The 26,736-nt window shown below is 74.5% G+C and carries 23 protein-coding genes and 1 pseudogene; 9 read left to right on the top strand and 15 right to left on the bottom strand.

Translation table 11 applies throughout. The features are described from left to right. Positions 1 to 370: 370 nt before the first annotated feature. From IQ279_RS18650 to IQ279_RS18680, 7 genes are all read right to left on the bottom strand, one after another. Positions 371 to 928, bottom strand: a complete 558-nt coding sequence (locus IQ279_RS18650; RefSeq protein ID WP_241028351.1) for a hypothetical protein — start codon at positions 926 to 928, stop codon at positions 371 to 373. Beyond that, the gene (locus tag IQ279_RS18655) at positions 925 to 2,118 is read right to left on the bottom strand and encodes an ROK family glucokinase (RefSeq protein ID WP_206349777.1); all 1,194 of its coding nucleotides are present in this window, start codon (positions 2,116 to 2,118) and stop codon (positions 925 to 927) included. The genes IQ279_RS18650 and IQ279_RS18655 overlap by 4 nt, the downstream gene beginning before the upstream one ends. 16 nt (positions 2,119 to 2,134) lie before the next feature. Beyond that, positions 2,135 to 3,001 carry an ATP-binding cassette domain-containing protein gene (locus IQ279_RS18660; RefSeq protein ID WP_206349779.1) on the bottom strand — a complete coding sequence of 289 codons (867 nt, stop codon included), beginning with the start codon at positions 2,999 to 3,001 and terminating at the stop codon, positions 2,135 to 2,137. After that, positions 2,968 to 4,008: an ABC transporter permease gene (locus tag IQ279_RS18665; protein WP_206349781.1), complete on the bottom strand. Its 1,041-nt coding sequence runs from the start codon at positions 4,006 to 4,008 to the stop codon at positions 2,968 to 2,970. Before IQ279_RS18665 ends, IQ279_RS18660 begins: the two co-directional genes overlap by 34 nt. After that, positions 4,005 to 5,003 carry a sugar ABC transporter substrate-binding protein gene (locus tag IQ279_RS18670; protein WP_206349879.1) on the bottom strand — a complete coding sequence of 333 codons (999 nt, stop codon included), beginning with the start codon at positions 5,001 to 5,003 and terminating at the stop codon, positions 4,005 to 4,007. The genes IQ279_RS18665 and IQ279_RS18670 overlap by 4 nt, the downstream gene beginning before the upstream one ends. 250 nt (positions 5,004 to 5,253) lie before the next feature. After that, complete coding sequence (locus tag IQ279_RS18675; RefSeq protein WP_206349783.1) at positions 5,254 to 6,456, bottom strand: cytochrome P450 family protein; 1,203 nt, start codon at positions 6,454 to 6,456, stop codon at positions 5,254 to 5,256. Between the two features lie 196 nt (positions 6,457 to 6,652). Next, positions 6,653 to 6,967 (bottom strand): DUF5955 family protein, encoded by a 315-nt coding sequence (locus IQ279_RS18680; protein ID WP_206349785.1) that lies wholly within the window; start codon positions 6,965 to 6,967, stop codon positions 6,653 to 6,655. Between the two features lie 371 nt (positions 6,968 to 7,338). Here IQ279_RS18680 and aceB point away from each other — a divergent pair, with 371 nt between their 5' ends. The 3 genes from aceB to IQ279_RS18695 all read left to right on the top strand — a co-directional run bounded on the left by aceB (position 7,339) and on the right by IQ279_RS18695 (position 10,502). Then, complete coding sequence (gene aceB, locus IQ279_RS18685) at positions 7,339 to 8,976, top strand: malate synthase A (protein WP_206349787.1); 1,638 nt, start codon at positions 7,339 to 7,341, stop codon at positions 8,974 to 8,976. A gap of 223 nt (positions 8,977 to 9,199) precedes the next feature. Continuing rightward, positions 9,200 to 9,961: a hypothetical protein gene (locus tag IQ279_RS18690; protein WP_206349789.1), complete on the top strand. Its 762-nt coding sequence runs from the start codon at positions 9,200 to 9,202 to the stop codon at positions 9,959 to 9,961. A 70-nt stretch (positions 9,962 to 10,031) separates the two neighbouring features. Continuing rightward, positions 10,032 to 10,502, top strand: a complete 471-nt coding sequence (locus IQ279_RS18695; RefSeq protein WP_241028352.1) for a nuclear transport factor 2 family protein — start codon at positions 10,032 to 10,034, stop codon at positions 10,500 to 10,502. A 71-nt stretch (positions 10,503 to 10,573) separates the two neighbouring features. Here the strand turns inward: IQ279_RS18695 and IQ279_RS18700 are convergent, their stop codons facing one another. Next, positions 10,574 to 12,076 (bottom strand): NCS2 family permease, encoded by a 1,503-nt coding sequence (locus tag IQ279_RS18700; protein ID WP_206349791.1) that lies wholly within the window; start codon positions 12,074 to 12,076, stop codon positions 10,574 to 10,576. A gap of 365 nt (positions 12,077 to 12,441) precedes the next feature. Here IQ279_RS18700 and IQ279_RS18705 point away from each other — a divergent pair, with 365 nt between their 5' ends. From IQ279_RS18705 to IQ279_RS18725, 5 genes are all read left to right on the top strand, one after another. Beyond that, positions 12,442 to 14,178 (top strand): PucR family transcriptional regulator, encoded by a 1,737-nt coding sequence (locus tag IQ279_RS18705; protein ID WP_206349793.1) that lies wholly within the window; start codon positions 12,442 to 12,444, stop codon positions 14,176 to 14,178. Between the two features lie 70 nt (positions 14,179 to 14,248). Continuing rightward, positions 14,249 to 14,446, top strand: a complete 198-nt coding sequence (locus IQ279_RS18710) for a DUF3099 domain-containing protein (protein WP_101257023.1) — start codon at positions 14,249 to 14,251, stop codon at positions 14,444 to 14,446. A 168-nt stretch (positions 14,447 to 14,614) separates the two neighbouring features. Beyond that, positions 14,615 to 15,493: a hypothetical protein gene (locus tag IQ279_RS18715; RefSeq protein WP_241028353.1), complete on the top strand. Its 879-nt coding sequence runs from the start codon at positions 14,615 to 14,617 to the stop codon at positions 15,491 to 15,493. Positions 15,494 to 15,595: 102 nt separating this feature from the next. Further along, complete coding sequence (locus tag IQ279_RS18720; protein WP_206349881.1) at positions 15,596 to 16,450, top strand: (2Fe-2S)-binding protein; 855 nt, start codon at positions 15,596 to 15,598, stop codon at positions 16,448 to 16,450. A gap of 295 nt (positions 16,451 to 16,745) precedes the next feature. After that, complete coding sequence (locus IQ279_RS18725) at positions 16,746 to 17,777, top strand: DUF2637 domain-containing protein (protein WP_206349795.1); 1,032 nt, start codon at positions 16,746 to 16,748, stop codon at positions 17,775 to 17,777. A gap of 122 nt (positions 17,778 to 17,899) precedes the next feature. On the opposite strand, the gene IQ279_RS18730 is transcribed toward IQ279_RS18725, so the two are convergent. From IQ279_RS18730 to rsgA, 4 genes are all read right to left on the bottom strand, one after another. Then, the gene (locus IQ279_RS18730; protein ID WP_206349797.1) at positions 17,900 to 18,382 is read right to left on the bottom strand and encodes a methylated-DNA--[protein]-cysteine S-methyltransferase; all 483 of its coding nucleotides are present in this window, start codon (positions 18,380 to 18,382) and stop codon (positions 17,900 to 17,902) included. After that, on the bottom strand, positions 18,379 to 19,905 hold the full coding sequence (locus tag IQ279_RS18735; protein ID WP_241028368.1) for an AlkA N-terminal domain-containing protein: 1,527 nt from the start codon (positions 19,903 to 19,905) through the stop codon (positions 18,379 to 18,381). The genes IQ279_RS18730 and IQ279_RS18735 overlap by 4 nt, the downstream gene beginning before the upstream one ends. A 152-nt stretch (positions 19,906 to 20,057) precedes the next feature. Beyond that, positions 20,058 to 20,642, bottom strand: a complete 585-nt coding sequence (locus IQ279_RS18740; RefSeq protein WP_206349800.1) for a hypothetical protein — start codon at positions 20,640 to 20,642, stop codon at positions 20,058 to 20,060. A 62-nt stretch (positions 20,643 to 20,704) separates the two neighbouring features. Beyond that, positions 20,705 to 21,802: a ribosome small subunit-dependent GTPase A gene (gene rsgA, locus IQ279_RS18745; RefSeq protein WP_206349801.1), complete on the bottom strand. Its 1,098-nt coding sequence runs from the start codon at positions 21,800 to 21,802 to the stop codon at positions 20,705 to 20,707. Between the two features lie 412 nt (positions 21,803 to 22,214). Here rsgA and IQ279_RS18750 point away from each other — a divergent pair, with 412 nt between their 5' ends. Further along, positions 22,215 to 22,664 (top strand): SPW repeat protein, encoded by a 450-nt coding sequence (locus IQ279_RS18750; protein WP_206349802.1) that lies wholly within the window; start codon positions 22,215 to 22,217, stop codon positions 22,662 to 22,664. A gap of 78 nt (positions 22,665 to 22,742) precedes the next feature. Here the strand turns inward: IQ279_RS18750 and IQ279_RS18755 are convergent, their stop codons facing one another. The 3 genes and pseudogenes from IQ279_RS18755 to IQ279_RS18765 all read right to left on the bottom strand — a co-directional run. Beyond that, entirely contained in the window at positions 22,743 to 23,885 is a 1,143-nt protein-coding gene (locus IQ279_RS18755) for a YihY/virulence factor BrkB family protein (RefSeq protein ID WP_307792424.1), read from the bottom strand. A gap of 107 nt (positions 23,886 to 23,992) precedes the next feature. Beyond that, positions 23,993 to 24,802, bottom strand: coding sequence for a pyruvate formate-lyase-activating protein (pflA, locus tag IQ279_RS18760; RefSeq protein WP_206349804.1), 810 nt, complete (start codon positions 24,800 to 24,802; stop codon positions 23,993 to 23,995). A gap of 8 nt (positions 24,803 to 24,810) precedes the next feature. Then, positions 24,811 to 26,697: pseudogene (locus IQ279_RS18765) on the bottom strand (iron-containing alcohol dehydrogenase); the annotation flags it as partial. Positions 26,698 to 26,736 lie beyond the last annotated feature (39 nt).

Raw genomic sequence — 26,736 nt, forward strand, 5'->3', positions numbered from 1 at the left:
TTCGACACGTGGACATCCCTTCACATCGAGGTGCACGGGCTCAGCGGTCCGAGTTCGACTTGAGCATACGGTCGACCGCACGCTTACTTCAATCAAAGGTTCCCCCGAGTCGGCGGGAACGCCCCCGGGGAGGGCCGGCGCGCGGCCTTCCGGCGGGAGGCGCCGGTCCCCGGCACCGGCGGTCGACGCCCCTGCGGCCGGGGAACCGGCTGTGACAGCCCCCCGGATTCCACACGGACCGCGACGGCCTGACGCGCGACCGGGCGCCGCCGCAGGAGTCCGGCCGCACCAGCGCGAACGGGGCCGGTGCCCTCCCGCGTGAGGGGAGGGCACCGGCCCCGTTCAGATCACCGGCCGGCGGCCGGTTCCGTCAGAACTCGACCGTGGAGACCGCGTAGACCCGCAGGCGGTCCTCGCTGGTGACGTCCACGGTGACGGCCAGGTCGGGCCGCTCGCCGGGCCGCTCGATCCTGGCGCCCGCGTAGCGGCGGCCGGGGGCGTCGAACTCCCAGCCCACCGTCTCGGCCTGCCGTCCGGTGACCCCGGAAGTGCCCTCGCGCAGGGCGCCGGGGTCGCCGCCGGCCTCCTCGATGAACCTCTCCAGGCCCTGCCGGGAGGTGCGGAACTGCACGTAGAAGGTGCTGCGCTGCCAGCTGTTGGTCTCGTAGTGCGCCACATAGCTGGACCCGCCGGGCACGGGCACCTCGTAGATGCGGCTCTCCAGCTTGCTGGGCCACTTCCACACCAGGCCGGTGGCGGCGGCGGCGCGCTGCTTGTCCTTGCCGCTGTCGCGGCTCTGGTAGGCGGAGAGCACCAGATAGCCGGCGGGCACGGCGATCAGCAGCACCACGATGATCGCAACCAGCCAGCGGTGCCTGGGCCGGTGCGGCGGGGTCCCGGGCTGCGGCAGGGACACGGTGGCGGTCAACGGCCCGCCCCCCAGCCGCGCGTCGGCAGCAGACCGGCCCCGGCGCGCTCGTACCGCTCCACCCGGCGGCGGTTGGCGCGGCGGAAGCGGCGGGCGACCAGCCGGGCGAGGTCGGCGGCGCCGACCATGCCGGCCTCCGGGCCGAGCTCGGCTCGCGCGATACGGGCCTCGGGGCGGTAGCCGCGGCCGGTGAGGTGGCGGCGGAAGGCGTCCCGGGCGGGGCCGATCAGCAGTTCGTCGGCGGCGCTGACCCCGCCGCCGACGACGAAGCAGGAGGGGTCCAGTGCGGCGGCCAGGTTGGCGATGCCGACGCCGAGCCACTCACCGATCTCCTGGAGGAGCTCGGTGCACATCGCGTCGCCCTCGCGGGCCAGCTCGGTGATCAGCGGCCCGGTGATCTCGCGGACGTTGCCGCCGACGCGGTCGATGATCCCGTACGCGACCGGCGACTCGGCCGCCGCCAGCTCGCGGGCCTCGCGGACCAGGGCGTTGCCGGAGCTGTACTGCTCCCAGCAGCCGCGGTTGCCGCAGGGGCAGCGGTGGCCGCCGGGCACGACCTGCATGTGGCCGAACTCCCCGGCCACCCCGTACTTGCCCCGCTTGACCTGGCCGTCCTCGAGTATGGCACCGCCGATGCCGGTGCCGAGGGTGATCATGACGAGGTGGTCCTCGCCGCGGCCGGCGCCGAAGCGCCACTCGCCCCAGGCGGCGGTGTTGGCGTCGTTGTCGACCATGACGGGCACGGCCAGGCGGGCGGTCAGCGCGTCGCGCAGCGGCTCGTCGCGCCAGGCCAGGTGGGGGGCGAACAGCACCCGGGAGCGGTCGGCGTCCACCCAGCCGGCCGCCCCGATGCCGACGGCGTGCACGTCGTGGCGGTCGGAGAGGTCCAGGACCAGCTCGGCGATGGTGTCCTCGACGACCCGCGGGCTCTTGGACTTGTCGGGGGTCTCGGCCCGGACCTTCTCCAGGATGCGGCCGTCGGCGTCGACGACGCCCGCCATCACCTTGGTGCCGCCGATGTCGATGCCCACCGTGGGTACACGCGGCGCGGAGACGTAGGAGCGCCGCTCACGCGTGGCCACGGCCCTGAACACCGTCGCTCTGGCGGTCGCCCTGGCACTCGTCCCGGCGCTCGTTCCGGCAGTCGCTCCGACAGAGCCCCGGTGCGCCCGGTCACGGTACGTACTCATCACCGTCGATTGTGCCCTACGGAGCGCCGCGGTCCGGGCCCGAGGGACGGGTGCGCGCCAGTTCGTGGCCGAGCCGGTCCAGGTCGCTGCCGCCCGCCATCTGGCGGGTCAGCTCGTCCAGAGCGATCTCCTCGCGGGCATGGCTGCCGGCCATGGAGCCGCGCCTGAGCAGGACGAACCGGTCACCGACCAGATGGGCGTGGTGGGGGTTGTGGGTGACCAGGACGACGCCCAGCCCCTGGTCGCGGGCGGCGGCGACGTAGCGCAGGACCACCCTGGCCTGTTTGACGCCGAGGGCGGCGGTCGGCTCGTCCAGGACGATCACCCGGGCGCCGAAGTGGACGGCGCGGGCGATGGCGACCGACTGCCGCTCGCCGCCGGAGAGGGTGCCGATGGGCTGGTCCACGTCGCGCAGGTCGATGCCCATGCGCAGCAGGGCCTCGCGGGTGGTGCGGCGCATGGCGGCGGTGTCCAGGCGGCGGAGGGGGCCGCGCCCGGTGACGGGCTCGGAGCCGAGGAAGAAGTTGCGCCACACCGGCATCAGCGGGACGACGGCCAGGTCCTGGTAGACGGTGGCGATGCCGCGGTCGAGGGCTTCGCGGGGGGAGGCGAGGCGGACCTCCTCGCCGTCGATGCGGAAGGCGCCGCCGTCGTGCCGGTGCAGCCCGGAGATGATCTTGATGAGGGTCGACTTGCCGGCGCCGTTGTCGCCGAGCACGCAGACGACCTCACCGGGGCGGACCGCCAGCGACACGCCCTCCAGCGCGGTCGCGTTGCCGTAGCGCTTGCCGACGCCGGCCAGCTCGACCAGTGCCGTGGGGGAACCGGCCGCCGCCGTGGACGTCCCGTTCACGAGGATGCCTCCGCCCGCTTGCGGATCCATGCGTTGAGCAGCGTGGCGAGCAGCAGCATCGCCCCGAGGAAGAACTTGAACCAGTTGGGGTCCCACTGGGCGTAGACGATGCCCTTGCTGGTCATGCCGAAGATCAGGGCGCCGACGGCGGCGCCGGCCGCCGAGCCGTGGCCGCCGGTGAGCAGGCAGCCGCCGATGACGGCCGCGGCGATGTAGATCAGCTCGTTGCCCACGCCCTCGCCGGACTGCACGACGTCGTAGCTGAACAGCAGGTGCTGGCCGGAGATCCAGGCGGCCAGGGCCACTCCCATGTACAGGCCGACCCGGACGCGGTCGACGGGGACGCCGACCGCGCGGGCGGCGTCCGCGTTGCCGCCGGTGGCGAAGATCCAGTTGCCCGCCCTGGTCCGCAGCAGGATCCAGGTGGCCGCGGCGACCAGCGCGAGCCACCACACGATGGTGATCCTCAGCTGGAAGCCGCCGACGGTGATGTCGGAGGCGAAGACCGCGCGGGCGGAGGCGAAGCCCTCCATGTCGCCGATCGCCCTGGTGGAGACCGTGCCGCCGATCAGCTTGGTGAGGCCGAGGTTGAGGCCGGTGAGCATCAGGAAGGTGCCCAGGGTGATGATGAAGCTCGGCAGGCGGGTGCGGGTGAGAGTCCAGCCGTTGAAGAAGCCGATCGCGAGGGTGACCAGCAGGGAGACCGCGACGCCGGCCCAGGTGTTCGCCGTCATCTGGTAGCTGAACATCGAGGAGACCAGCGCCGAGCTGGTCACCATCACGCCCGCCGACAGGTCGAACTCCCCGCCGATCATCAGCAGGGCCACCGGCACCGCCATGATGCCGATCGTGGAGGCGGCGTACAGGACGGTGCCCAGGCCGGCGGGGCGCAGGAAGCCGTCCGCGGCGAGGGCGAAGAAGACCAGGACGGCGACGGCCCCGACCATCGCGCCCAGCTCGGGGCGGGCCGACAGGCGCCGTGCCACCGGGCCGCGTGCGGCGGTGTCCTTCGCCAGGGCCGCGGGGGTGGCGGTCATCGGGTGCCCCGCTCGGTGTACTTCTCCAGATCGGCGGCGTCCTCCCCGGTCACCAGCTGCGGGCCGGTGAGGACCGGCCGCCCGCCGCCGAGCATGTTGCCGTTGTAGCGGTGCAGCCACAGCAGGTCGACGGCCTCGTAGCCCTGGAGGTAGGGCTGCTGGTCGACGGCGAAGCCGATCGTGCCGTCGCGCAGTCCGGCGGCGACCTGGGCGTTGAGGTCGAAGGTGTTGACCTCCGCGTCGCTGCCCGCCCGCTCCACGGCCCTGACGGCGGTGGCGGCGAAGGGGGCGCCGAGGGTGACGACGGTGTCCACGTCCCGGTCGGACTGGAGCTCGGCCTCGACGGAGGACTCCACGGAGGGCATGTTGGTGCCGTCCACGTAGAGGTTCTCCACCTCGCCGTCGAAGGCCTCGCGCACTCCGTCGCAGCGCTCCTCGTGGCCGACGTTGCCCTGCTCGTGGACGACGCACAGGGCCTTGTCGTGGCCGCGCTCGTTCAGCTCCCCGCCGACCGCCTCGCCGGCGACGGACTCGTCCTGGCCGATGTGGGCGAGGGCGCCGAGGCCGGCGGACTCCTCCTGGCCGGAGTTGATCGTAACCACCGGAATGCCGGCCCTCACCGCCTCGCGCACCACCGCATCCATCGCCTCGGGCTTGGCGAGGGTGACGATCAGCCCGTCCACCTTCCGGTCGATGGCGGTCTGGACGAGCTGGGCCTGACGGCCGGCCTCCTTGTCGTGGGAGTAGACGAACTCCACGTTGTCCTTGACGGCGGCCTGCTCGGCGCCGCTGCGGACGATGTCCCAGTAGGTGTCGCCGTCTCCCGAGTGGGTGACCATCGCGAACGTCCAGCGCGGGGTGTCCACCGCCGCGCGGCCTCCGGCGCGCTCGCGCTCCTCCTCGGCCCGCTTGCCGCCGGTGCTGCTGCATCCGGCCAGGGCGAGCGCGAGGACCGCCGCCGACGCCGTGGCCCTCGTCCGTATACCGGCCCGTATACCGGTACGCGCACCGGTCCGTACGCCCCTGCGTACCCCTCCTGCCGTGGCCACGCGGTTTCCGCCCTCTCGCTGCGTGAGTGCCGGCCTGGCGGCCGGCTTTCGTGCCGTGCCGGGGCGCGGGCGGTGCCCGGCCCCGGCCGACCAAGTATCCGTCACCGCCGCTCGCACGGGGATCGGGGGTGGCGCGGGAGGAAACGGGCGGTGCGGGTGTGACGAGGGAGGCCGGCGGGCCGGAAGGGGTGGTCCCTCAGAAGCGCACCGGAAGGCGGTGCGGACCGCGGATGAGCATGCCCTGCCGCCATGAGACGGCCGCGGGGTGGATGTCGAGGGCCAGGTCCGGGCAGCGGTCCAGCAGCGCACGGATGGCGACGCGACCCTCCAGCCGGGCCAGCGGGGCGCCCAGGCAGTGGTGGATGCCGTGTCCGAAGGCGAGGTGGCCGCGGGACTCGCGGCGGATGTCGAAGCGGCCGGGGTCCGCGAATCGTCCCGGGTCGCGGTTGGCGTCGGCCAGGGCCGCCAGCACCAGCTCCCCGCCTCCGGGGACCACCGTCCCGCCGATCTCGACGGGCTCGGTGGTGAAGCGGTAGGTGGGCGTCTCGACCGGGCCGTCGTAGCGCAGCATCTCCTCGACCGCGCCCTCGGTCAGGGAGGGGTCCGAGCGCAGCAGCGCGAGCTGGTCGGGGTGGGTGAGCAGGGCGAGGGTGCCGTTCGCGATCAGGTTGACGGTGGTCTCGTGGCCCGCGACGAGCAGCAACCAGGCCATGCCGAGCAGCTCCTCGGCCGACAGCCGGTCGCCGTCCTCGTCGGCGGTGTGCAGCAGGGCGCTCAGCAGGTCCTCGCCCGGCTGCCGGCGCTTCTCCTCCAGCAGCTCGGTGAGGTACGCGGTGACGGCCTCGTTGGCGGCCCGCTTCTCCTCGAAACCCGCGTCCCCCACGACGGTGGCCGACCAGGCCCGGAAGGCGTCCCGGTCCAGGAACGGCACGCCCAGCAGCTCGCAGATGACCGTGATGGGCAGCGGGAAGGCGTAGGCGTCCACCAGGTCGGCCCGCCGGCCCGGCTCCTTCAGCATCGCCTCCAGCAGCCCGTCGGCGATCTCCCGCACCCTCGGCTCCAGGGCCGCCGTGCGCCGCGCGGTGAACTCGCGGGCGACCAGCCTGCGCAGCCTGGTGTGGTCCGGCGGGTCGGAGCTGAGCATGCTGACCCCGGACGCCAGAGGGCCCACCGGCAGGGCGGGCGAGGCGTTGCCCCAGTGCTTGGACAGGCGCGGGTCGGCCAGGACGGCCCGCGCCTCCTCGTATCCGACGACCAGCCAGGCCTCGGCTCCCTCGGGCACCCGCACCCGGTGCACCGGGCCGCGTGCCCGCAGTTCGGCGTAGACGGGGTAGGGGTCGCGGACGAAGTCCTCGCCCAGGGAGGCCAGATCGACCGCTGCCCGCTCGTCCGTGCTCATCCGCGCCTCCCCTGTGTGGCCGTCCGCCGCCGATGATGCCAGCGGGGGTCCCGCGGCGACACCGTTATCCGGCCAGGTGGCCCGGCGGGCCGCGGGTGGGCCGAAACGGGCCGTACGGGGCTGTACGGGCCGTACGGGGCCTCCCCGGCCGCGCCCGGCCCGCGAGCCCGGCCGCCGGAGCACGGGGGCGCCCCCGTCAGGGCGACGGCGCGCCGAACAGCTCGACGGCCTTGCGCACCTCCGCCAGCGCCTCGGCCAGGGCGCTCACCGAACCGACCGCCCCCGCGATCAGCAGCAGTGAGTGGCGCAGCCGGGCGACCTCGGGGGCACCGGCGCGGAGCTCGGCGTCCACGGCGGCCAGTTCGTCCTCGGCTATCCGCCGGTCCGCCAGTTGGGCGCGGTAACCGGCGAGTTCCCGGTGCAGGCGGGACACGGCCCGCCGCAGTGCGACGACCCGCGGGTCGTCCTGTCCGTGGACGACCGTCCGGCGTCCTACCGCTTCTTTTCGCAACGCAGCTCCCCCCACACGGATGCTGTGTTTCTCGTCGTCCGCCGTCGGTTGTCGTCTGCCGTCGTGCTCCGTCCTACCGTTCCCGGTCCCGCGCGGCTCTCCCCCGTCGCTCCGCCGCCGCTCCGCGCCCGCCGGGGACTCGCGGACCGGCCCCTCCCGGCGGCGTACGGCCGGGAAAGGGGTGCGCACAGTAAACGCCACTCTCCGCACATCGCGCTACACGGAGGGCGAGACTCGGGGCATGGTTCAGGCCATCGGGACCGGGCCCGGCGGGCCCCGTTCCGCCGCGGTGGGGAGACTGGTCCGCGGCGGCGGAACGTGCCGGCGGAAGCGGCCCCTGCCCGCCGCCCCGACGAAGGAGTGACACGCCCATGTCCGCAGCAGCACCGCCCCCGCCCGCCGTCGTCACCGGCGCCGATCCCGCCCGGACGCCCGAGGAGCACCAGGGGCGCCACGGGGAGGTCCTCACCGACGCCGCACTCGCCTTCCTGGGCGAGCTGCACCGGCGCTTCACCCCGCGCCGCGACGAACTGCTGGCCCGCCGGGCCGAGCGCCGCGCCGGGATCGCCCGCACCGGCACCCTGAACTTCCCGGCCTCGACCGCCCACGTCCGCGAGGGCGACTGGCGGGTGGCGCCGGCCCCCGAGGCGCTCCGGGACCGCCGGGTGGAGATCACCGGCCCGGTCGACCGCAGGATGACGGTCAACGCCCTCAACTCCGGCGCCCGCGTCTGGCTGGCCGACTTCGAGGACGCCTCCGCCCCCACCTGGGAGAACGTGGTCGGCGGCCAGATCAACCTGATGGACGCCCACCGCCGCCGCATCGACTTCACCGCGCCCGGGGGCAGGCGCTACGAGCTGCGGCCCGAGGAGGAGCTGGCCACCGTCGTGGTACGGCCGCGCGGCTGGCACCTGGACGAGCGCCGTCTGCGGGTCGGCGACCGCGCCGTACCCGGCGCGCTGGCCGACTTCGGCCTGTACTTCTTCCACAACGCCCGTCTGCTGCTGGAGACGGGCCGGGGCCCGTACTTCTACCTGCCCAAGCTGGAGTCCCACCTGGAGGCGCGGCTGTGGAACGACGTCTTCGTCTTCGCCCAGGACTACTGCGGCATCCCGCGGGGTTCCGTCCGCGCCACCGTGCTGATCGAGACGATCACCGCCGCGTTCGAGATGGAGGAGATCCTCTACGAACTGCGCGACCACGCCTCCGGCCTCAACGCGGGCCGCTGGGACTACCTGTTCTCCGTCGTGAAGAACTTCCGGGACGCCGGCGAGCGGTTCGTGCTGCCCGACCGCAACGCGGTGACCATGACCGCGCCCTTCATGCGCGCCTACACCGAGCTGCTGGTGCGCACCTGCCACAAGCGCGGGGCCCACGCCATCGGCGGCATGTCCGCCTTCATCCCCGACCGGCGCGACCCGCGGGCCAACGAGCGGGCCTTCGCCAAGGTCAGGGCCGACAAGGACCGCGAGGCGGGGGACGGCTTCGACGGCTCCTGGGTGGCCCACCCCGATCTGGTGCCCGTCGCGCGGGCTTCCTTCGACGCGGTGCTCGGCTCCCGGCCGCACCAGAAGGACCGGCTGCGCGAGGACGTGCGCGTCACCGCGGCCGATCTGCTGGCCGTCGACTCCCTGGAGGCCCGGCCCACCCGCGAGGGGCTGGTGGGCGCGGTCCGGGTCGGCATCCGCTACATCGAGGCGTGGCTGCGGGGCCAGGGCGCCGTGGCGATCTTCGGGCTGATGGAGGACGCCGCGACCGCCGAGATCTCGCGCTCCCAGATCTGGCAGTGGGTCGACGCCGGCGTGGTACTGGACACCGGGGAGCAGGTCACCCCCGAACTGGTGCGCTCGCTGGCCGCCGAGGACCTGGCGGGCATCCGCGCCGGGCTGGGCGAGGAGGCGTACGCGGCGGGCAGGTGGCGGCAGGCGCACGACCTGCTGCTGCGGGTCGCGCTGGACGGGGACTTCGCGGAGTTCCTGACCCTGCCGGCGTACGAGCTGCTGGACTGAGCCGCGCCGGGCGCCGGGTGGTGGCGCACCGCACGCCGGGCCGCGGGGCTGCCGGGGCTGCCTGACCGCCGGAGGAATGTGACCGGAATTCGATCCTCCGGTCCGCCGCGGGGCACGCGGCCGTGCGAACCCGTTCCCGGCGGGCGCCTTCGTCGGGGACGATGAGCCGGCGAGCCCCCCGTCCCCGCGGCCCTTCGGCCCGAACGTCCGCCTGGAGCCCAGATTGGCAGAGACCGTGCCGGTGCGGTGCCCCCAGTGCCGCCGCGAGCACCTCTACATCGTGCCCACCTATCCGTGCCGCTGCGGTGCCCCCGTGGCGCCCGCGCTGCTGCGCGGCGGGATTCCCGTGCGGGTCCGGCACCGCGTGTGGGCCGACTCCTGGCTGACGCTGCGCTGCTCCGCCTGCGGGCGGTACGACGAGTGGCCCCGGCCGGAGCTGGGCTGCCCGTGCGGCGCGCTGCTGCGGCCTCCCCTGGCCGAGTCCTCCGGCCGGCTCCCCGGCGCGGTCCTCCCGTCCGCCGTGGCCGGCGGCGGGGAGGCGCCGGGCGCGCCTTCGCCGGGGGCGGCCGGCGGGCGGCCCGGTTTCCGGCCGGTCGCCATCCGCACCGCCCGGGACGTGGTGACGGCCGCCGCGCTCTTCCTGGGCTGGCTGGGCTTCGAGCGGGTGCGCCCCGTGGCCGGGGCCCACCCGGTCCCCGGCGTCGATCTGCGCGGGCCCGATGTCCTGGCCCGGGTGGACCCCACCACCTCGCCGACCGGGCCGGACGCCGTCGAGACGCTGTGGCTGCACGGCCTCAACGAGTCGGCGGTGGCCGTCTGCTTCTCCCTGGCCGACTACACCCGCCAGGCGCTCGGCCGCGCGGACACTCTCGGCCTGCCGCTCTTCACACTGGATCTGGCCGGCACTCCGCAGCCGGTCAGCGAGGCGGCGCACGCGCTGCTGGGCACCGGCGGCCCCCACCGGCCTCCGGCGGAGCCCGCTTAATCAAGTTTGACTACCAGGGAGACGGACGTTACCCTTCCCGTAACTAGTCAAAATTGACGAATGGAGAGCCTTGCTCCGGAACACCGAGACCGCCGCGGCCCTGACCGGCTACACCCCGACCGAGGAGGACCTGCGGAGCGTGGAGGAGTGGTTCGCCTCCTACGACGAACTCGCCTCCTCCCCCACCCCGGAGAACATCGAGCGCATGGCCGACATGGCCGTCTTCCCGCTCAACCTGGTGACCGACGGCTCCGACGGCGACGGCCGGACGGGCCAGTGGGACCGGCGGCGCTACACCGGGACGATGAACGCGGTGATGGGCGGCGCGGGGGACGGGGAGGTCCGCTTCGAGTCGGCGCGCACCCCGCTCTTCCTCTCCTCCTGCCTCGTCGTGGTGTTCACCGACTCGGTGATGACGGCGGGAGGCGAGGAGCACCGCATGCGCTACGCCGACATCCTGGTGCGCCGGGGCGGCGTCTGGCGCTTCCAGACGATGGTCCAGAGCGGCTGGGCCGAGATGACGGAGGGCCCGCGGGGCTGACCGGGCCCGACGGGCACCCCACCGGTGCCGGGCCGGACGGTCGTCCGGTCCGGCACCGGCCTGCTCCTCCCCTACGCCCCTCCCGCGCCACCCACCGCGAAGTGGACGAGGAACACCGCCGTCAGCAGCCACATCAGCAACCCCGGTTCGCGCCAGCGCCCCACCGCCGTGCGCACGGCGGTGTAGGCGATGACGCCGGCGCCGATGCCGGTGGTGATGGAATAGGTGAAGGGCATCAGGACGACCGTGAGGAAGACGGGGATCGCCGTGGTGCGGTCGGTCCAGTCCACGTACCGGGAGTTCTGCATCATCATCGCGCCGATGACGACCAGCGCGGCGGAGGCCACCTGGCCGGGCACGATCAGCGCCAGCGGGGTGAACAGCAGCGCCGCCGCGAACAGCAGCCCGGTGACGACGGCGGACAGCCCCGTACGCGCGCCCTCGCCCACGCCCGTGGCCGACTCGATGAACACCGTCTGGCCCGACGCGCTCGCCACACCCCCGACCACCCCGCCCGCGCCGTCCACCAGCAGTGCCCGGCCCAGCCCCGGCATCCGTTCCCGCTCGTCGGTCAGGCCCGCCTCGTGGCCGACGGCGATGATGGTGGCCATCGCGTCGAAGAACCCGGCCAGCACCAGGGTGAAGACGATCATGGTGAAGCCGGTGACGCCCAGACCCGCCAGGCCGCCGATCTCCACGTTCCCCAGCAGGCCGAAGTCGGGGGCGGAGACCAGTCGTTCGGGGAGTTCGGGCACGGCGCCGCCCCACTCCTGGCCGCCGATGCCGAAGGCGGCGGTGGCGGCCGTCGAGAAGGCGGTGCCGGCGGCGATGCCGATCAGCAGGGCGCCGGGCACCCCGCGGGCCAGCAACATGAAGATCAGCAGCAGGGTGACGCAGAAGGCCAGCACCGGCCAGCCGGTCAGCCGGCCGCCCTGGCCGAGGGTGACCGGGGAGCCCGGTTCGCCCAGGCCGACGAAGCCCGCGTTGACCAGGCCGACCATCGCGATGAACAGGCCGATGCCGATGGTGATGGCGTGTTTGAGCGCCGTCGGGATGGCGTTCATGATCCGCTCGCGCATCCCGGTGACCACCAGCAGGATGATCACCGAGCCGTAGATCACGCACATTCCCATCGCCTGCGGCCAGCTCACCTCGGGGGCGACCTGGGTGGCCAGCACGCCCGAGACTCCCAGCCCGGCCGCCAGCGCCAGCGGAGCGCGGCCGATCACGCCCATGGCGACGGTGGTGACGGCCGCGGCCAGCGCGGTCGCGGTGATCACCTCGGCGGTCTCCAGCCGGTTCCCGTAGCGGTCGGGGACGGACAGCAGCACGGGGTTGAGCAGCAGGATGTAGGCCATCGCCATGAAGGTGGTGACGCCGCCGCGCACCTCGCGCGCGACAGTGGACCCGCGGCGGGAGATGTGGAACCAGCGGTCCACGCGCGATCCCCCGGAGGGCGGGGGGCCGACCACCCGGGGGTCCTCGGGAGGCTCGGCCTTCCCGCGGCGTCCGGCTTCCCCGCCGCGTCCGGGCCTCCCGGGGCGCTCGGGCCCGCCGGGGTCCTTCGGGCTCATCGGCCGCTCGGGCGCCCGGCGCCGGCGGCGGGCACCGCCTCCCGGTCGGCGGGGCACGGGAAGTACATGTCGTCGGCTCTTCTCGGTCGGTCGCGGGGTTTCCCCGCCGCCGGCCCGCGGAGGGGTCCGGTGCCGGGCGGGAGTGCGGGGGATCGGGCGGCTACACCCGTGTTACACCGCACCCCCCGGGCGGACCGGCTCGCCGACCGGCCGGTGCGGTCACCGCCGGCACGAAGCACCCGTACGGCCCACGAGCAGGTCTTGTAGATTCGAACGAAGGCCCGCGGGAGCCGGGGCGCGGCACACGCGCCCCGCGCACCGGCGGTAAGGCACCAGCGGTACGGAAAGATCGGCGGACGACGACGATGCGGTTGCGCGCACTCCTGGACAGCCCCTGGCCGGGGCTGCGGCTCCTGAGCGGCGAGGAGGGGCTCGACCGGCCGGTACGGGGCGTGATGACCACCGACCTGCGCGACCCGAGCCGCTATCTGTCGGGCGGTGAGCTGGTCCTGACGGGGCTGGCCTGGCGGCGCGGACCCGAGGACTCCGAGCCGTTCGTCCGCATCCTGGCCGCCGCGGGCGTGGCCGCGCTGGCGGCGGGCGAGGCGGAGCTGGGCCCGGTGCCCGCGGATCTGGTGGCGGCCTGCGCACGGCACCGGATGCCGCTGTTCTCGGTGGACGAGAAGGTCGCCTTCGCCACCGTCACCGAGCACGTGGTGCGGCAGGTCTCCGGCGAGCGGGCCGGCGATCTGGCCGCCGTGGTGGAGCGGCACCGGCGGCTGATGTCCCCGGACCCGGTGGGCGGCGGCCCGGACGCGGTGCTGGACCTGCTGGGCTCCGACCTGGATCTGCGGGCGTGGGTGCTCTCCCCCGTCGGCCGCCCGGTCGCCGGTTCCGGCGCCGAACGGCTGCCGGCCGCGGTCCGCACCCGCCTGGCGGGCGAGCACCTGGCGGCGCTGCGGGCGGGGCGCCCCGGTCCGCACCGCGCGGTGGCCGGCGAGACGGTGTACTCGCTGTTCCCGGTGGGCGGCCCGCCGGCCGGCGCGGAGGGGGCCGACCCCCGCGAGGCGGTGCTGTCGGCGCTGTCGGGCTGGCTGCTGGCCGTGGAGGCCGACGCGGACGAGTGGCCGGCCGAGCGGCTGGACCTGCTGAACGGCGTCACCCGGCTGATCGCGGCCGAGCGCGAGCGGCGGGACGCCGCCCGCTCGGTGGGCCGCCGTCTGGCCGGGGAGGTGCTGGAGCTGCTGCGTTCCGGCGCTCCGTCGGCCGAGGTCGCCGCCCGGCTGCGGGTGACGGCGTCCGCGCTGCTGCCCGGGTCCGGGGCCGCGTCCCTGTGGCAGGTGGTCGTCGCCCGGCTGGAGTGGGAGGGCGGTCCCGGCCTGTCCGAGGAGGAGCGGGCCCGGGCGGCCGGGGCCCTGCTGGAGGAGGCGCTGGCCGGTCCGGCCGGCGGCCGGGACGCGGCGGACCGGGTCGCGGTGGCGGCGGCCGGCGGGGAGGCCGTCGCGCTCGTCCCGCTCGCGGCGGCTTCCGGTCAGAAAACCGGCGGCGAGGGGAGCGGCGGCGATGGGGCCGTGCCGTCCGCCGGCGCCGAGGGCGCGCTCGCGGCCGCCGTCCTGCTCGACGCGTTGCGGGCCCCGCTGGAGCGCGGCCTGGACGGCCTCGGCGGACCGGACGGACGGCTGACCCTGGGCGTCAGCGCGGCCGTCCACTCCGCCGAGGGCCTGCGCGGGGCCCTGGAGGAGGCCCGCCACGCCCGCCGAGTGGCCGCCGCCCGGCCGGGGCGGGTCCGCGCGGCCGGTCACGAGGAGCTGGCCTCCCACGTCCTGCTGCTGCCGTTCGTGCCCGACGACGTGCGCCGCGCCTTCACCGCCCGGCTGCTGGACCCGCTGTACGAGTACGACCGGCGCCACCGCGCCGAGCTGGTGCCCACCCTGGAGGCGTTCCTGGCCTCCGAGGGCTCCTGGACGCGCTGTGCCGCCCGTCTCCATCTGCACGTCAACACCCTGCGCTACCGGGTGGGCCGTATCGAGCGGCTCACCGGCCGCGACCTGTCACGGCTGGAGGACCGGGTGGACTTCCTCCTGGCCCTGCGCATGCGCTGAGCCCCCTCCCGAATCCTCCCGAATCCGCCCGGACCGGATCGAACCTCCCCGGCCCGCCTAGGCTGGAGGTGTGTACGCGCGCAGGCGGCGCCGCTACTTCGCGCTGATGGGTCTGTGCCTGGCCCTCTTCGTCGGCGCGTGGGCCTTCGTGCGCCTGTGGTCGGTGCCCCTGGCGATCGCGATGTGCGTGGTGGCCATGGTCATCCCGCCGGTCGCGGCGGTCGTCGCCAACCGGCGCGAGCCGGACGACCGCTGGTGGGACGAATGACCGCGGCGGCCGGTGACGCACGCCGTCCGGGGTGTGTCAAGAGCTGACCAAGATTGTGAAACCGTTCACACTTACCCCTTGGCGGGGCCCAGGTGTTCGTGCTGGGATTCGCTCACATCCGGCTCGACGGCGCGCTTGGTTGGGGAGGGCACTGTGGCGGAGACCGCCATGTCACGTTCGGTACGGCGGGAGGGTGCGGGATCGGGCGCGGGGTCGGGCGCGGGGTCGGGGCCGGGTGCCGGGGCGGAGGGCGGTCCGCTCGACCACGCGGTGTGGCGGCTGAGGTCGCGCGGCTGCTGGGAGGACGCGGCGGCGCTGCTGGAGCCGGGGGTGGCGCGGGACGACGCCTCCGCGGCGCTGCGGCGGGCGGGGTTGCTGGTGGAGCGCTGCATGTTCACCGCCGACGGCTGGGAGCGCGCCGAGGAGGCGCTGCGGGTGGCCGAGGCCCTGGCGGCGACGGACGAGGAGCGGGGGGCGGCCGCCTGCGAGCGCGGCCATCTGGCCTACGCCGCGACGGTGCTGGCCGTACGCGACCGGGCCGACGAGGCCCGTGCCGCGCTGGGGCGGGCCGCCGCGCTGCTGCCGCCCGGCTCCTCCCGGCGGGCGATGCTGGACTTCCGGCGCGGCCTGATGACCGAGCACTTCGGGGACAGCCCCCAGGCGGCGCGGGCGGCGTACCGCCGGGCGCACGCCGCCGCCACCGCCCAGGGGGACGCGCTTCTGTGCTCCTTCACCTGGCGGCATCTGGCCGGACTGGCCCTGCGCGGCGGTGAGCTCACCGAGGCGCGGCACGGCTTCGCAGAGTCGCTGCGGCTGCGCGAGGAGCTGGGTTATCTGGTGGGCATGGCGCCGGCCCTGGTGGCCCTGGCGGACGTCCAGCCGGAGCCGGAGGCGGAGCGGCTCCGGGCCGAGGCGCGGCGGCTGTTCCGTCTGCTGGACGGGGTGCCGAGCTGGCTGGCCGGCCGGCTGGCGGAGGAGGACGGGGAGCGGCCTCCGGCACCGGCACCGGCACCGGCACCGGCACCGGCGGAGGGTCCCGCCGAGTGACGCGCGCCACTCGTAAGGGCTGGCCTTGCACCGGCACCGATCATGTGAGCTAAGGTAAGCCTTACCTGTTATAGCCGTCGATTCGGTGGTACCCGCATGGCCATGTGCACCCTCGCCCCCGCCCCCGAGGCGCCCACCGCGTCGCCGCTGGCCGCGGCCTACGACCGTCTGGCCGAGGTCTTCCCCGGCCTGCGGGTCACCGAGGTCCGGGAGGCCGGCGAGCTGCCGCGCGGCGACGGCTGGGTGCGGGCGGCGGAGCTGGCCGAGGGCGGAGACGTTCTGGACGCCTTCCTGGCCTGGGACGACGAGCAGGTGCGGCGCGACTACGGTGAACGGGCCCGGCCCGACGTGGTCGCCGGCTTCGGTCTGCACCGCTACGCCTGGTCGGTCTGCCTGCTGGTGACGCTCCCCTGGTTCCTGCACCGCCGGGTGCCGCGCGTCCCGCTGGACTCGGTGGCCTACGACCGCGCCTCGGGCCGGATGGCGGTGCGCGCCGAGGAGTTCTCCTGCCTGCCCGGCGACCCGGCCGCCGCACTGCCCGGCGCCCGTGTCGTCCACGGCGAGGAGGCGCTGCGGGCGGCCGTGCGGGAGTCGGTGGCCGAGCACCTCGGTCCCCTCCTGGAGGCGTTCGGGCCGCGCATGCGCCGCGGACCGCGCGCGCTGTGGGGCATGGCGACGGACGAGATCACCGAGGGCCTGTGGTACATCGGCCATCTGCTGGGCGAGGAGCGGCGCGCGATGGCCGAGGCCGAGCTGCTGCTGCCGGGCTCGGTCGCCCCCTTCCCGCGGGGCGCCGCCTTCCGGGAGCTGTCCGGGCCGGACGGCGAGAGGTACCCCACCCGGGACCGGGCGAGCTGCTGCATGTTCTACACGCTGCGCCCGCAGGACACCTGCGTCACCTGCCCGCGCACCTGCGACGCCGACCGGGTGGAGCGGCTGAGCGCCGCGCGCGCCTGATCCGCCGCCCGTCCCCGCGCCGGGGAGCGCCCGCGCGAGCCGGGCCGGCCGTGTGGGACGGACGGGGCGGGCGGGGTGAACTCCTCTGAGGATTCGAGCATCCGGCCGGTAACCGGCGGCGATTCCGGCTCGCTACACTCCTGTTCGCACGTTCTGGCCACCCTCGGCGGTTTTTTGGGCCCAAAGGGCCTGCCACACAATCTTTTTTCCGCCAGGATGCTGCGGGTCAACGAAGCCAACGCGAGCACGGCGGGGCCGTCTTGACGGCATGCCGCCAGGCAAGGGACACACCCGGATGAGACTGACGGACATATCGATGAACTGGGTGCTGGCGGGTGCCGTACTGCTCGTCGGCGCCCTGGTCGCGGTCGTGCTGATGGGCCGCGGAAGCGGACGCCACAGGACCGAGGACGACCAGGGGGCGGACTCCTGGGAGCGCATGGAGGAGCGCCGCCGCCGCAAGGAGACGGTCTACGCCATCGCCTCCTACGTCCTGCTGTTCTGCTGCGCTGGCGTCGCCGCCGCGCTCTCCTTCCACGGCCTGGTGGGATTCGGCCGGGAGAACCTCGGCCTGTCGGGGGGCTGGGAGTTCCTGGTCCCCTTCGGTCTGGACGGCGCGGCGATGTTCTCCGCCGTGATCGCCGTGCGCGAGGCCAGCCACGGTGACGCCTCCCTCGGCTCGCGGCTGCTGGTGTGGCTCTTCGCGGGCGCCGCGGCGTGGTTCAACTGGGTGCACGCCCCGCGCGGCGACGAGCACGCGGGCGCCCCGCAGTTCTTCGCGGGCATGTCGATCGCGGCGGCCATCCTCTTCGACCGGGCGCTCAAGCAGACCCGGCGCGCCGCCCTGCGCGAGCAGGGCCTGGTGCCGCGTCCGCTGCCGCAGATCCGGGTGGTGCGCTGGCTGCGCGCCCCGCGCGAGACCTACGCCGCCTGGTCGCTGATGCTTCTGGAGGGCGTGCGGACGCTGGACGAGGCGGTCGACGAGGTCCGCGAGGACCGCCGCCGCAAGGAGGAGGAGCGTGCCCGCAAGCGCGAGCAGCGGAAGCTGGAGCGGGCCCGGCTGCGGGCGATCAGCCGGCTGGGCCGCGGCGCCGACACGCAGCAGGTGGAGCTGGAGGTCAGCGCGGGCTCCCCGCAGCCCGCGCGGCCGCGCGCCGCGCTGGGGGCCGCCTCGGAGGACGCCGGCGGCGCGCTGGGGGCGGACGGGCTGCGCAAGGTGGACCCGCCCCGCCCGGCGGACACGTTCGGCTCCGAGGAGAGCCTGACCAGCCCCCGGCTGGACTCGCTTGAGGCCAAACTCGCCGCCATCGAGAAGCAGTTCGGCTGATCATCCCGGTTCTTCCCCGCGGCCGCCGCGGCCGGTTCCCACCGGTCGCGGCGGCCGTACCGTTTCACCGGCGCTCCCCGGCGGTCCGCGGCACGGCGGCCCGCAGCTCCCTCACGGAACCCTCACAGCACTCCTTCGAGGGTCAGCAGCAGCTTCTTGCGCTCCAGCCCGCCCGCGTATCCCGTCAGCGCCCCGCTCGCGCCGATGACGCGGTGGCAGGGGCGCACCACCATCAGCGGATTGGCGCCGACCGCTCCCCCGACAGCCCGCACCGAGTTCGGCTCCAGGCCCGCCATGGCGGCGAGTTCACCGTAGGTGACGGTGGCTCCGTAGGGGACGCGCTCCAGGGCGGCCCACACCCGCCGGCGGAACTCCGATCCCCCGGGGGCCGGGTCGAGGTCGAATTCCTTGAGCTCCCCGGCGAAGTAGGCGTCGAACTGCCGCACCACGCCGGCGAAGGCCGCGTCGTCGCGCCGCCAGCCGGGCAGCACACGGGCACCGCCCTTCTGGCCGGGCACGCTGACCGAGGCCACCACGCCGGGCTCGGGCCCGGCGATCAGCAGCTCGCCCAGCGGGCTGGGGCAGGTGGTGTAGAGGGTGCTCATCGCTTCTCCGCTGTCTCGGTCTCGTTCCCGGTTTCGGCCGGGGGCGGGGCGAGGGTGGCATTCCACAGGTGGTGCAGGGCGTAGGAGCGCCAGGGGCGCCAGCGTTCGGCGTCCGGCACGCGGGCCCCGATCCGCTCCAGCCCGTGCCGCACCCCCGCGTCGCCGGGCAGGAAGACGTCGGGGTCGCCCAGTGCGCGCATCCGGACGTAGCCGGCCGTCCACGGGCCGATGCCGGGCAGGCCGAGCAGGGCCCGCTCGGCCTCGCCCCGGTCGGCCCCGGGGTCGAGGACGAGGACGCCGTCGGCGAGGGCGGCGGCGACCGCGCGCACCGCCCGGCGGCGGGAGCCGGGCATGCGCAGTTCGTCCAGGGGCGCCCCGGCGAGGGTTCCGGCGTCGGGGAAGAGATGGGTGAGGCCGCCGTCGGGCGCGGGCAGCGGCTTGCCGTACGCCGCCACGAGCGCACCCGTCAGCGTACGGGCCGCGCCCACGGTGACCTGCTGGCCGAGCACGGCGCGCACGGCCGCCTCGTGCGGGTCGGGCGCGCCCGGCGAGCGCAGTCCCGGCAACCGGTGGACCAGGGGGCCGAGCAGCGGGTCGCGGCCCAGCCGGTCGGCGACGGCGTACGGGTCGGCGTCCAGGTCGAACAGCCGCCGCATCCGCTGCACGGCGGTGGTCAGGTCCCGCAGGTCGGCCAGGCGCAGCCGGCACGGCAGCCAGCCGCTACCCGGACCACCGCCCGCCCCGTCCGTCCTCTCGCGGACCTCGGCGACGCCGTGGCCGTGGGGCAGGGCGAGGGTACGCCGGTAGACGCGGGCACCGGCCTCTCCGGTGACCTCCTCGACGCCGGGAACGGCCCGCCGCTGGAGGAAGCCGAAGATCTCCGCGGTCGCGTACGGGCCCCGGTGGGCCAGCCGCAGCGCCACTCCCCCGCCCTCGGCCGCCTCCCGGGCCCGGACGGCCGCCCTGTCGCGACTGCGGGCGCGCAGTTCGCGCGGGGTGCAGGCGTGGGCCTCGCGGATGGTGTCGTTGAACTGCCGCACACTGGCGAAGCCGGAGGCGAAGGCGATCTCGGTGACCGGCAGCGCGGTCGTCTGGAGCAGCACCCTGGCGGTGTGCGTCCGCTGGGCGCGGGCCAGGGCGACGGGCCCGGCGCCGAGGTCGGCGGTGAGCCGGCGGTGTATCTGGCGGGCGCTGTAGCCCAGCCGCCGGGCGAGCCCCTCGACGCCCTCGCGGTCCACGACACCGTCGGCGATCATCCGCATCGCGCGGCCGGTGAGGTCGGCCCGCGTGTTCCACTCGGCCGACCCCGGCACGGCGTCGGGCCGGCAGCGGCGGCACGCCCGCAGGCCCGCCCGCTGGGCGGCGGCGGCCGACGGGAAGAACCGCACGTTGCCCCGCTTGGGGGTGACCGCCGGACAGCTGGGGCGGCAGTAGATGCCGGTGGTCAGCACGCCGGTGAAGAAGACTCCGTCGAACCGCTCGTCGCGGCTGCGGACCGCCTCGTACCTGGCCTCGTCGTCCATCACGCGATCCAGTGTGCGCCGCGCGGCGGTCCGCCACTGGCGGAAATCGGACGCGGCGGTGAAGCCTGTCCCCGACCCTCCAGGGGCGCGGACCTCCCGTCTCAGTGCCACGCGACGCCCTGACACCGCGGCGGGCACGGCGGCCGTCGGTGTCACGGGAGTCGCTGGAGCAGGCCCCAGGTGAACTCCGCGATCACCTCGTGCCGCGCCCCCGCCCGGTCCGGGGCGGTGAAGGCCAGCCGCCAACGGGTGGGCGCCGAGCCCTCCACCGGGCGGGCGGGCGTGAAGGCGCGGGCGACCTCGTCCACCGTGCACGTCCACGGCAGCAGGTCCTCCACCGTGCGCAGCCCGGGGCCGGGGGCTCCCGGAGCGCGCACCAACCACTCGTTCCACACGGCGCCGCCCGGCGCGGTCAGCACCTCCAGGCGCAGGTCCGGCCACAGCGGCAGCGGCCAGCGCAGCGCCCGGCAGTCCAGGTCGCCCACCCGGCGCGGCTCGTCCGTCTCCGGTTCGCCGAGCACCGAGCGGTACCGGGCCGCCGCGCCGCGCGAGCGCGGTGAGCGGCCGGCGGCCTGCCAGCGGCGGTTGGCCTCGCGCATCTCGGCCCGGTCGGCGTCCAGCGCGCGCAGCGCGTCGAGCACCAGGTCCGGCTGGAAGTCGGCCATCCGGCGCAGCAGGACGAGCTGGAACTGCCGGGGGCCGAACGGCTGGGCGGGGGTGTCGCTGCGGTCGGGCACGGGGCGACGTTAGCAACCTGCTCCCGCCGCCCCGGGCCCGCCCGGTGCCCGTCCGCCGCGGATCAGCGCGGGCCGCGTTTGCGCTTCGCCATGTGGCGGCCCAGCTCCTGCTTGCGTTTCCAGTCGTGTCGCGGCTCCGCCCGCAGCCGGGCGTCGGTGCGGGCCGCGAGGTACTGGTTCTCGCGCAGCAGTTTGCGGTAGCTGTCCAGCCGGCGCGGCGGCAGGGTGCCGCCGTCGACGGCGGCCAGGACGGCGCAGCCCGGCTCGGCGGTGTGCGCGCAGTCGTGGAAGCGGCAGGCGCGCGCCAGGTCCGCGATGTCCGCGAAGGCCCGGCCGACACCCTCCTCGGCGTCCCACAGCCCGACGCCGCGCAGCCCCGGGGTGTCGATGACGACTCCGCCGCCGGGCAGTGCGAACAGCTCGCGGGTGGTCGTGGTGTGCCGGCCCTTGCCGTCGCTCGCGCGGGTCTCGCGCACCTCCAGCGCCTTCTGCCCGATCAGCGCGTTGACCAGGGTGGACTTGCCCGCTCCGGACTGCCCGAGCAGCACGGCGGTGCCGCCGCCGAGCGCGGCGGCGAGCACGTCCAGCCCCTCGCCGGTGAGCGCGCTGACGGGCAGCACCGTCACGCCGGGCGCGGCGGCCTCGGCGTCGGCGGCGGCATGGGCGGCGTCCGGTGCCAGGTCGGTCTTGGTGAGGGCCACCAGCGGCTGGGCCCCGCTCTCCCAGGCCAGGGCGAGAAAGCGCTCCAGCCTTCCGGGATCGAGCGGGACGGCCAGCGAGACGGCGACGACGGCGTGGTCGACGTTGGCGGCCAGCACCTGCCCCTCGGAGCGTTTGGAGGAGGTGGAGCGCACGAAGGCGGTACGGCGGGGCAGCAGGTCCCGGACCGTCCACGGCGTCCGGCGCCCGCCGGGTTCGAGGGCGGCCCAGTCGCCGGTGCAGACGGTGAGCAGCGGGTCCGGGGAGATGACGGATGCGATGCCGGCCCGTACGGGGCCGCCGGCGGTGACGGCGTCGCACAGCCCGCGGTCCACGCGGACCACGCGGGCGGGGGTGAGGCCCCGGCGCCCGTACGGGGCGAAGGCCTCGGCGGTGTGCTCGTCCCAGCCGTAGGGGGCGAGCGGGTGTTCGGGGTGTGCGGGTACGTCGAGAGGACGCAACGCGGATGCCCTTCCGGGATGGGCGGCCCCGGGATGGTGGCCCGACGGACGGGCCGGAGGTGGTCAGCCGGAGGCCGCGGAGGTGGAACGGACGGACTCGTCGCCGCGGGTCGTGCCCGCGGCGGCGGCGTCGGCAGTCATGGGGCCCACCTCCCGTTCCCGGATCGTCGACGGCCTCCCCGGGGCCATGCCGATCAAGGTCGATCAGGCCCCTCCATGGCCTCCCGGGCCCTCGCGCCGCCGACTTTAGGACGACGGGCGGCTCGCACACCACCGGTTTTCCCGGCCGCCTTCACCCGTCCGGGGGAACCTCATGGGTCACACGGACAAAAGTGTTCCCCGAGAAGACATAACCTGCCGTTTGGTGGAAAATCAGAGCATAAGGGTGAAAGTCTCATAGGAGGTGGCTCAGATGGCCACACCCACGTCACGCATCGAGGAACACCCTGATCTGATCGGGATGCGTGCGCGCTACGCGGAGGCCTCGGCGTCGCCGACGGCACAGGGGATGGAGGCGCTGACCGTGCTGGGCGGCGTCTTCCTGCTGGCGTCTCCATGGATCGTGGGGTTCAGTCAGTTCAACTCGCTGACCGTCAACAACTTCGTCACCGGCATCGCCCTCGCGGTGATCGGCCTGGCGCTCGCGGTGGCGTTCGAGCGCGCCTACGGCCTGAGCATGGCCGTGTGCGCGATCGGCGCCTGGACGGTGGTGTCCCCCTGGCTGGTGGCCGGCAACGTGGACACCGTCAGGACGATCCTCACCAATGTGATCACCGGAGGAATCGTCTTCCTCCTCGGACTGGCGCTGCTGGCCCTCGGCCGGAAGGGCGGCAAGAGCAGCCGCGCGCACAAGAGGGGGTGACCCGGACCCGGCGACCACCGGCACACGGCGGGCCGGGAGGCTTTCCGGCCTCCCGGCCCGCCGTCGGGGCGTCGGCCGTCAGTCGTCGCGGCGGCGGGAGCGCAGCCGGGAGCGTATGTCGGACGGCGGCAGGAACTTCGTCCAGCGCTCGGGAAACTCCGCGGGCGGCTCGGGCGCCTCTCCGGCCTCCCCCTCGTCCCCGCTCCCCTCGGCCCCCCGCATCGCGCGCCGCGCCGCCGCCGCGGCGACGACCTCGGCGGCGGCCTGCTCACGGGCCCGTTCGCTGGCCCGGCGGGCGGCGGCGGTGGTGACCGAGGGCCACACATGGTCGATGGCGGCGTTGACGGCCGCGCCCACCAGGACCGCGAAGGCCGAGACGCCGATCCACAGCAGTACGGCCACGGGCGCGGCCAGCGAGCCGTACAGCGACGGCCCGTCCACCGTGCGCGTGAGGTACAGGCGCAGCGTGAAGCTGCCGGCGATCCACATCAGCAGGGCGACCAGCGCGCCCGGGACGTCCTCCACCCAGGGGGAGCGCGCCGGCACCGAGACGTGGTAGAGCGTGGTGAGGAAGGCGATGGAGACGACCACCACCACGGGCCAGTAGAAGGCCTCGACCAGCAGCTCCAGTTGCGGCACCCAGCCGACCACCGCGTCCGGCCCGACGATCAGCAGCGGCAGGGCGACCGCGCCCAGCGGCAGCGCCACCAGATACAGCCCGAAGGCCAGCAGCCGGGTGGCGACGATGCCGCGGTGGCCGTCGAGGCCGTACATGACGGTGATGGTGTCTATGAAGACGTTCATCGTGCGCGAGCCGGACCACAGTGCCAGCGCGAAGCCGAAGGAGATCACGTCGGGCCGCCCGCCCTCGATCACGTCGTCGATCAGCGGTTCGGCGATCTGGCTGACGCCCCGGTCGGACAGGACGGTGGCGGAGGCGTTCAGGATGTTGGCGCGGACGCTGTCGATGGTGTCGGTGCCGATCCAGGCGTCGAGGTAGCCGAGCAGCCCGATCAGGCCCAGCAGCAGCGGCGGCAGCGACAGCAGGGTGAAGAAGGCCGCCTCGGCGGCCAGCCCCAGGATCCGGTACTCCATCGCGGAGTTGACGGTGTCCTTCAGCAGCAGCCAGGCGAGCTTCCGCTTGGGGACGTTGCGGTACAGGGCGCGCGCCCTGCGCAGCGGGTTCGAGGAGCGGTTCGGGGGTGAGGGGGCCGGTTGCACGCCCATAACGTATCCGGCCCGGTGATCGCGGCTCACACCGTGGCCTGCCGGTTTCCCGGCGGCCCGCGCGGCCCGCGCACCGGTGCGGGTGCGTGCCGGCCCGGGGCTCACACCGCGTACAGCCCGTGGCCGGCGAAGATCCCGCGGGCCTCGGCCACCTGCTCCGGGGTGGGCACGGGGGTGCCGGCCAGGGGGAAGGTCCTCCCGACGGCCTCCCACTTGGCTGCGCCCAGCTTGTGGAAGGGCAGCACGTCGACGCGGGAGACGTTGCCCAGGGAGGCGGCGAAGGCGGCGACGCCCTCGATGTTCTCGGGCCCGTCGGTCAGGCCGGGGACCAGCACGAACCGCACCCACACCTCGTTGCCCAGCAGCGCCAGGCGGCGGGCGAACGCCACCGTGGGGGCGATCTCGCCGCGGCCCCCGGTGACCTTCCGGTACAGCCCCGGCTCCCAGGACTTGATGTCCAGCAGCACCAGATCGGTGTCGGCCAGCAGTGCGTCGGACGCGCGGGCGCCGAGGAAGCCGGAGGTGTCCAGGGCGGTGTGCAGGCCGAGTTCGTGCTTGAAACGGTGCAGCAGTTCTCCGGTGAAGACCGGCTGGAGCAGCGGCTCGCCGCCGCTGAGGGTGGCGCCGCCGCCGGCGGCCCGGATGAAGGCGGTGTACTTCGCCGCCTCGGCGACGAGCTCGCCGGCGGTGGTGCGGCGGCCGTCGCGCAGCCGCCAGGTGTCGGGGTTGTGGCAGTACAGGCAGGCCAGCGGGCAGCCGGCGAGGAAGGCGGTGAAGCGGGTGCCGGGACCGTCCACGCCGGTGGACAGGTCCCAGGAGTGCACCGATCCGGTGACCGGGCGGCGGGTGGCCGCCCCGGCGGGGGTGGCGGCCCCCGCCGGCGCGGTCGCCTGGTAGGTCAGGCGGTTCATCACAGCGCTCCGTGGAAGGTGCGGACCGCGATCAGCTTCGCCCTCTCCCCCAGCGGCGGGAAGGTGAAGGCGCGCTTGCGGATGTCGGAGAACTTCTCCTTGGTGTCGGCGAAGGCGATCTCGGGGTGCTCGTACATCAGCCACATGACCTTGGCGGCGTCGATGGGCGAGCCGCCGCCGAGGGCGACGATGGTGTCGGGCTCGAACTCGCGCATCCTCGCGACGCCGCGTTCGACGGTGGCCAGCTCCGGGTTGGGCTCGATGTCGTCGATGATCTGGAGGTTCACCGGCTCGGTGCGGGAGCGCAGGATGTCCTTGACGCGGGTGAGGTAGCCCAGGCGGTCCATGTTCTGATCGGTGACGACGGTGACGCGCCGCATACCGCGCATGTCGCCGAGGTAGCGCAGGGAGTGGCGCTCGAAGTAGATCTTCGGCGGGACCTTGAACCACTGCATGTTGGTGTTGCGCCGCCCGATGCGCTTGATGTTGAGCAGGTCGACGGCGGTGACGTTGCCGGAGACGGAGTTGTGGCCGTAGGAGCCGCAGCCCAGGGTCATCGAGGGCGGGAAGGAGTTGTAGACGTCGCCGATGCCGCCGAGGCTGGAGGGCGCGTTGGCGATGATGCGCACGGCCTTGACGCGGCGTCCGAACTCCTCGGTCAGCACCTCGTCGTCGGCGTGGATCACCGCGCTGTGGCCCAGACCGTCGAACTCGACCATCTTCGCGGCCAGTTCGATGCCCTGCTCGGTGCTCTGGGCGCGCAGCAGGGCCAGCACCGGGGAGAGCTTCTCGCGGCTGAGCGGCTCGGCGGGGCCGACGCCCGTGATCTCGGTGAGGATGACGGAGGTGTCCTCGGGGACGGTGAAGCCCGCCTGCTCGGCGATCCAGTGCGGCGGCCGGCCGACGGCGTCGGCGTTGAGCTTCGCCCCGGCGCAGTTGGCGCTCCGGGCGGTGGTGCCGAACAGTAACTTCTCCAGCTTCTCCTTCTCCTCGGCGGTGGCCGGGTACGCGTGGAGCCTGCGGAACTCCGCGACGGCCCGCTCGTAGATCTCGGCGTCCAGGACGGCGGCCTGCTCGGAGGCGCAGATCATGCCGTTGTCGAAGGCCTTGGACAGCACGATGTCGTGCACGGCGCGGGGTACGTCGGCGGTGCGGTGCACGTAGGCGGGGACGTTGCCCGCGCCGACGCCGAGGGCCGGCTTGCCGCACGAGTAGGCGGCCCGGACCATGGCGTTGCCGCCGGTGGCCAGGATGGTGGAGACGTCCCCGTGGTTCATCAGCAGGCGGGTGGCCTCCATCGACGGCTCCTCGATCCACTGCACGCAGTGCTCGGGGGCGCCCGCGGCCACGGCCGCCTCCCTCACGATCCGGGCCGCCTCGGCGCTGCACCGCTGGGCCGAGGGGTGGAAGGCGAAGACGATCGGGTTGCGGGTCTTGAGCGCGATCAGCGCCTTGAAGATCGTGGTGGAGGTGGGGTTGGTCACCGGGGTCATGGCGCACACCACGCCGACCGGCTCGGCGATCTCGGTGATCCCGTTCAGCTCGTCGCGGCGGACGACGCCGACCGTCTTCAGCCCCTGCATCGAGTGGGTGACGTGCTCGCAGGCGAAGAGGTTCTTCATCGCCTTGTCCTCGAACACGCCCCGGCCGGTCTCGGCGACGGCCTGCTCGGCCAGTTCGCAGTGGTTCGCCAGGGCTGCCAGGGAGGCCTTCCGCACGATGTGGTCGACCTGCTCCTGGGTGAAGGAGCCTTACTCGTCAAGGGACTTGACGGCGTGTGCGACCAGGGTGTCGACGGTGTGCCGGACGGTCTCGGCGTGCTCACCGCTCCCGGTGCGCCCGGCGTCCGCCGGCGCGGCGGGACGGGCTGCGGGACGTGCGGTGGCTTCTGCCATGGGGATCACCTCTGTGCGGGGGGCCTCGGTGACTCCATT

The organism is Streptomyces verrucosisporus (genome assembly GCF_017114865.1).
Lineage (GTDB): Bacteria > Actinomycetota > Actinomycetes > Streptomycetales > Streptomycetaceae > Streptomyces > Streptomyces fenghuangensis.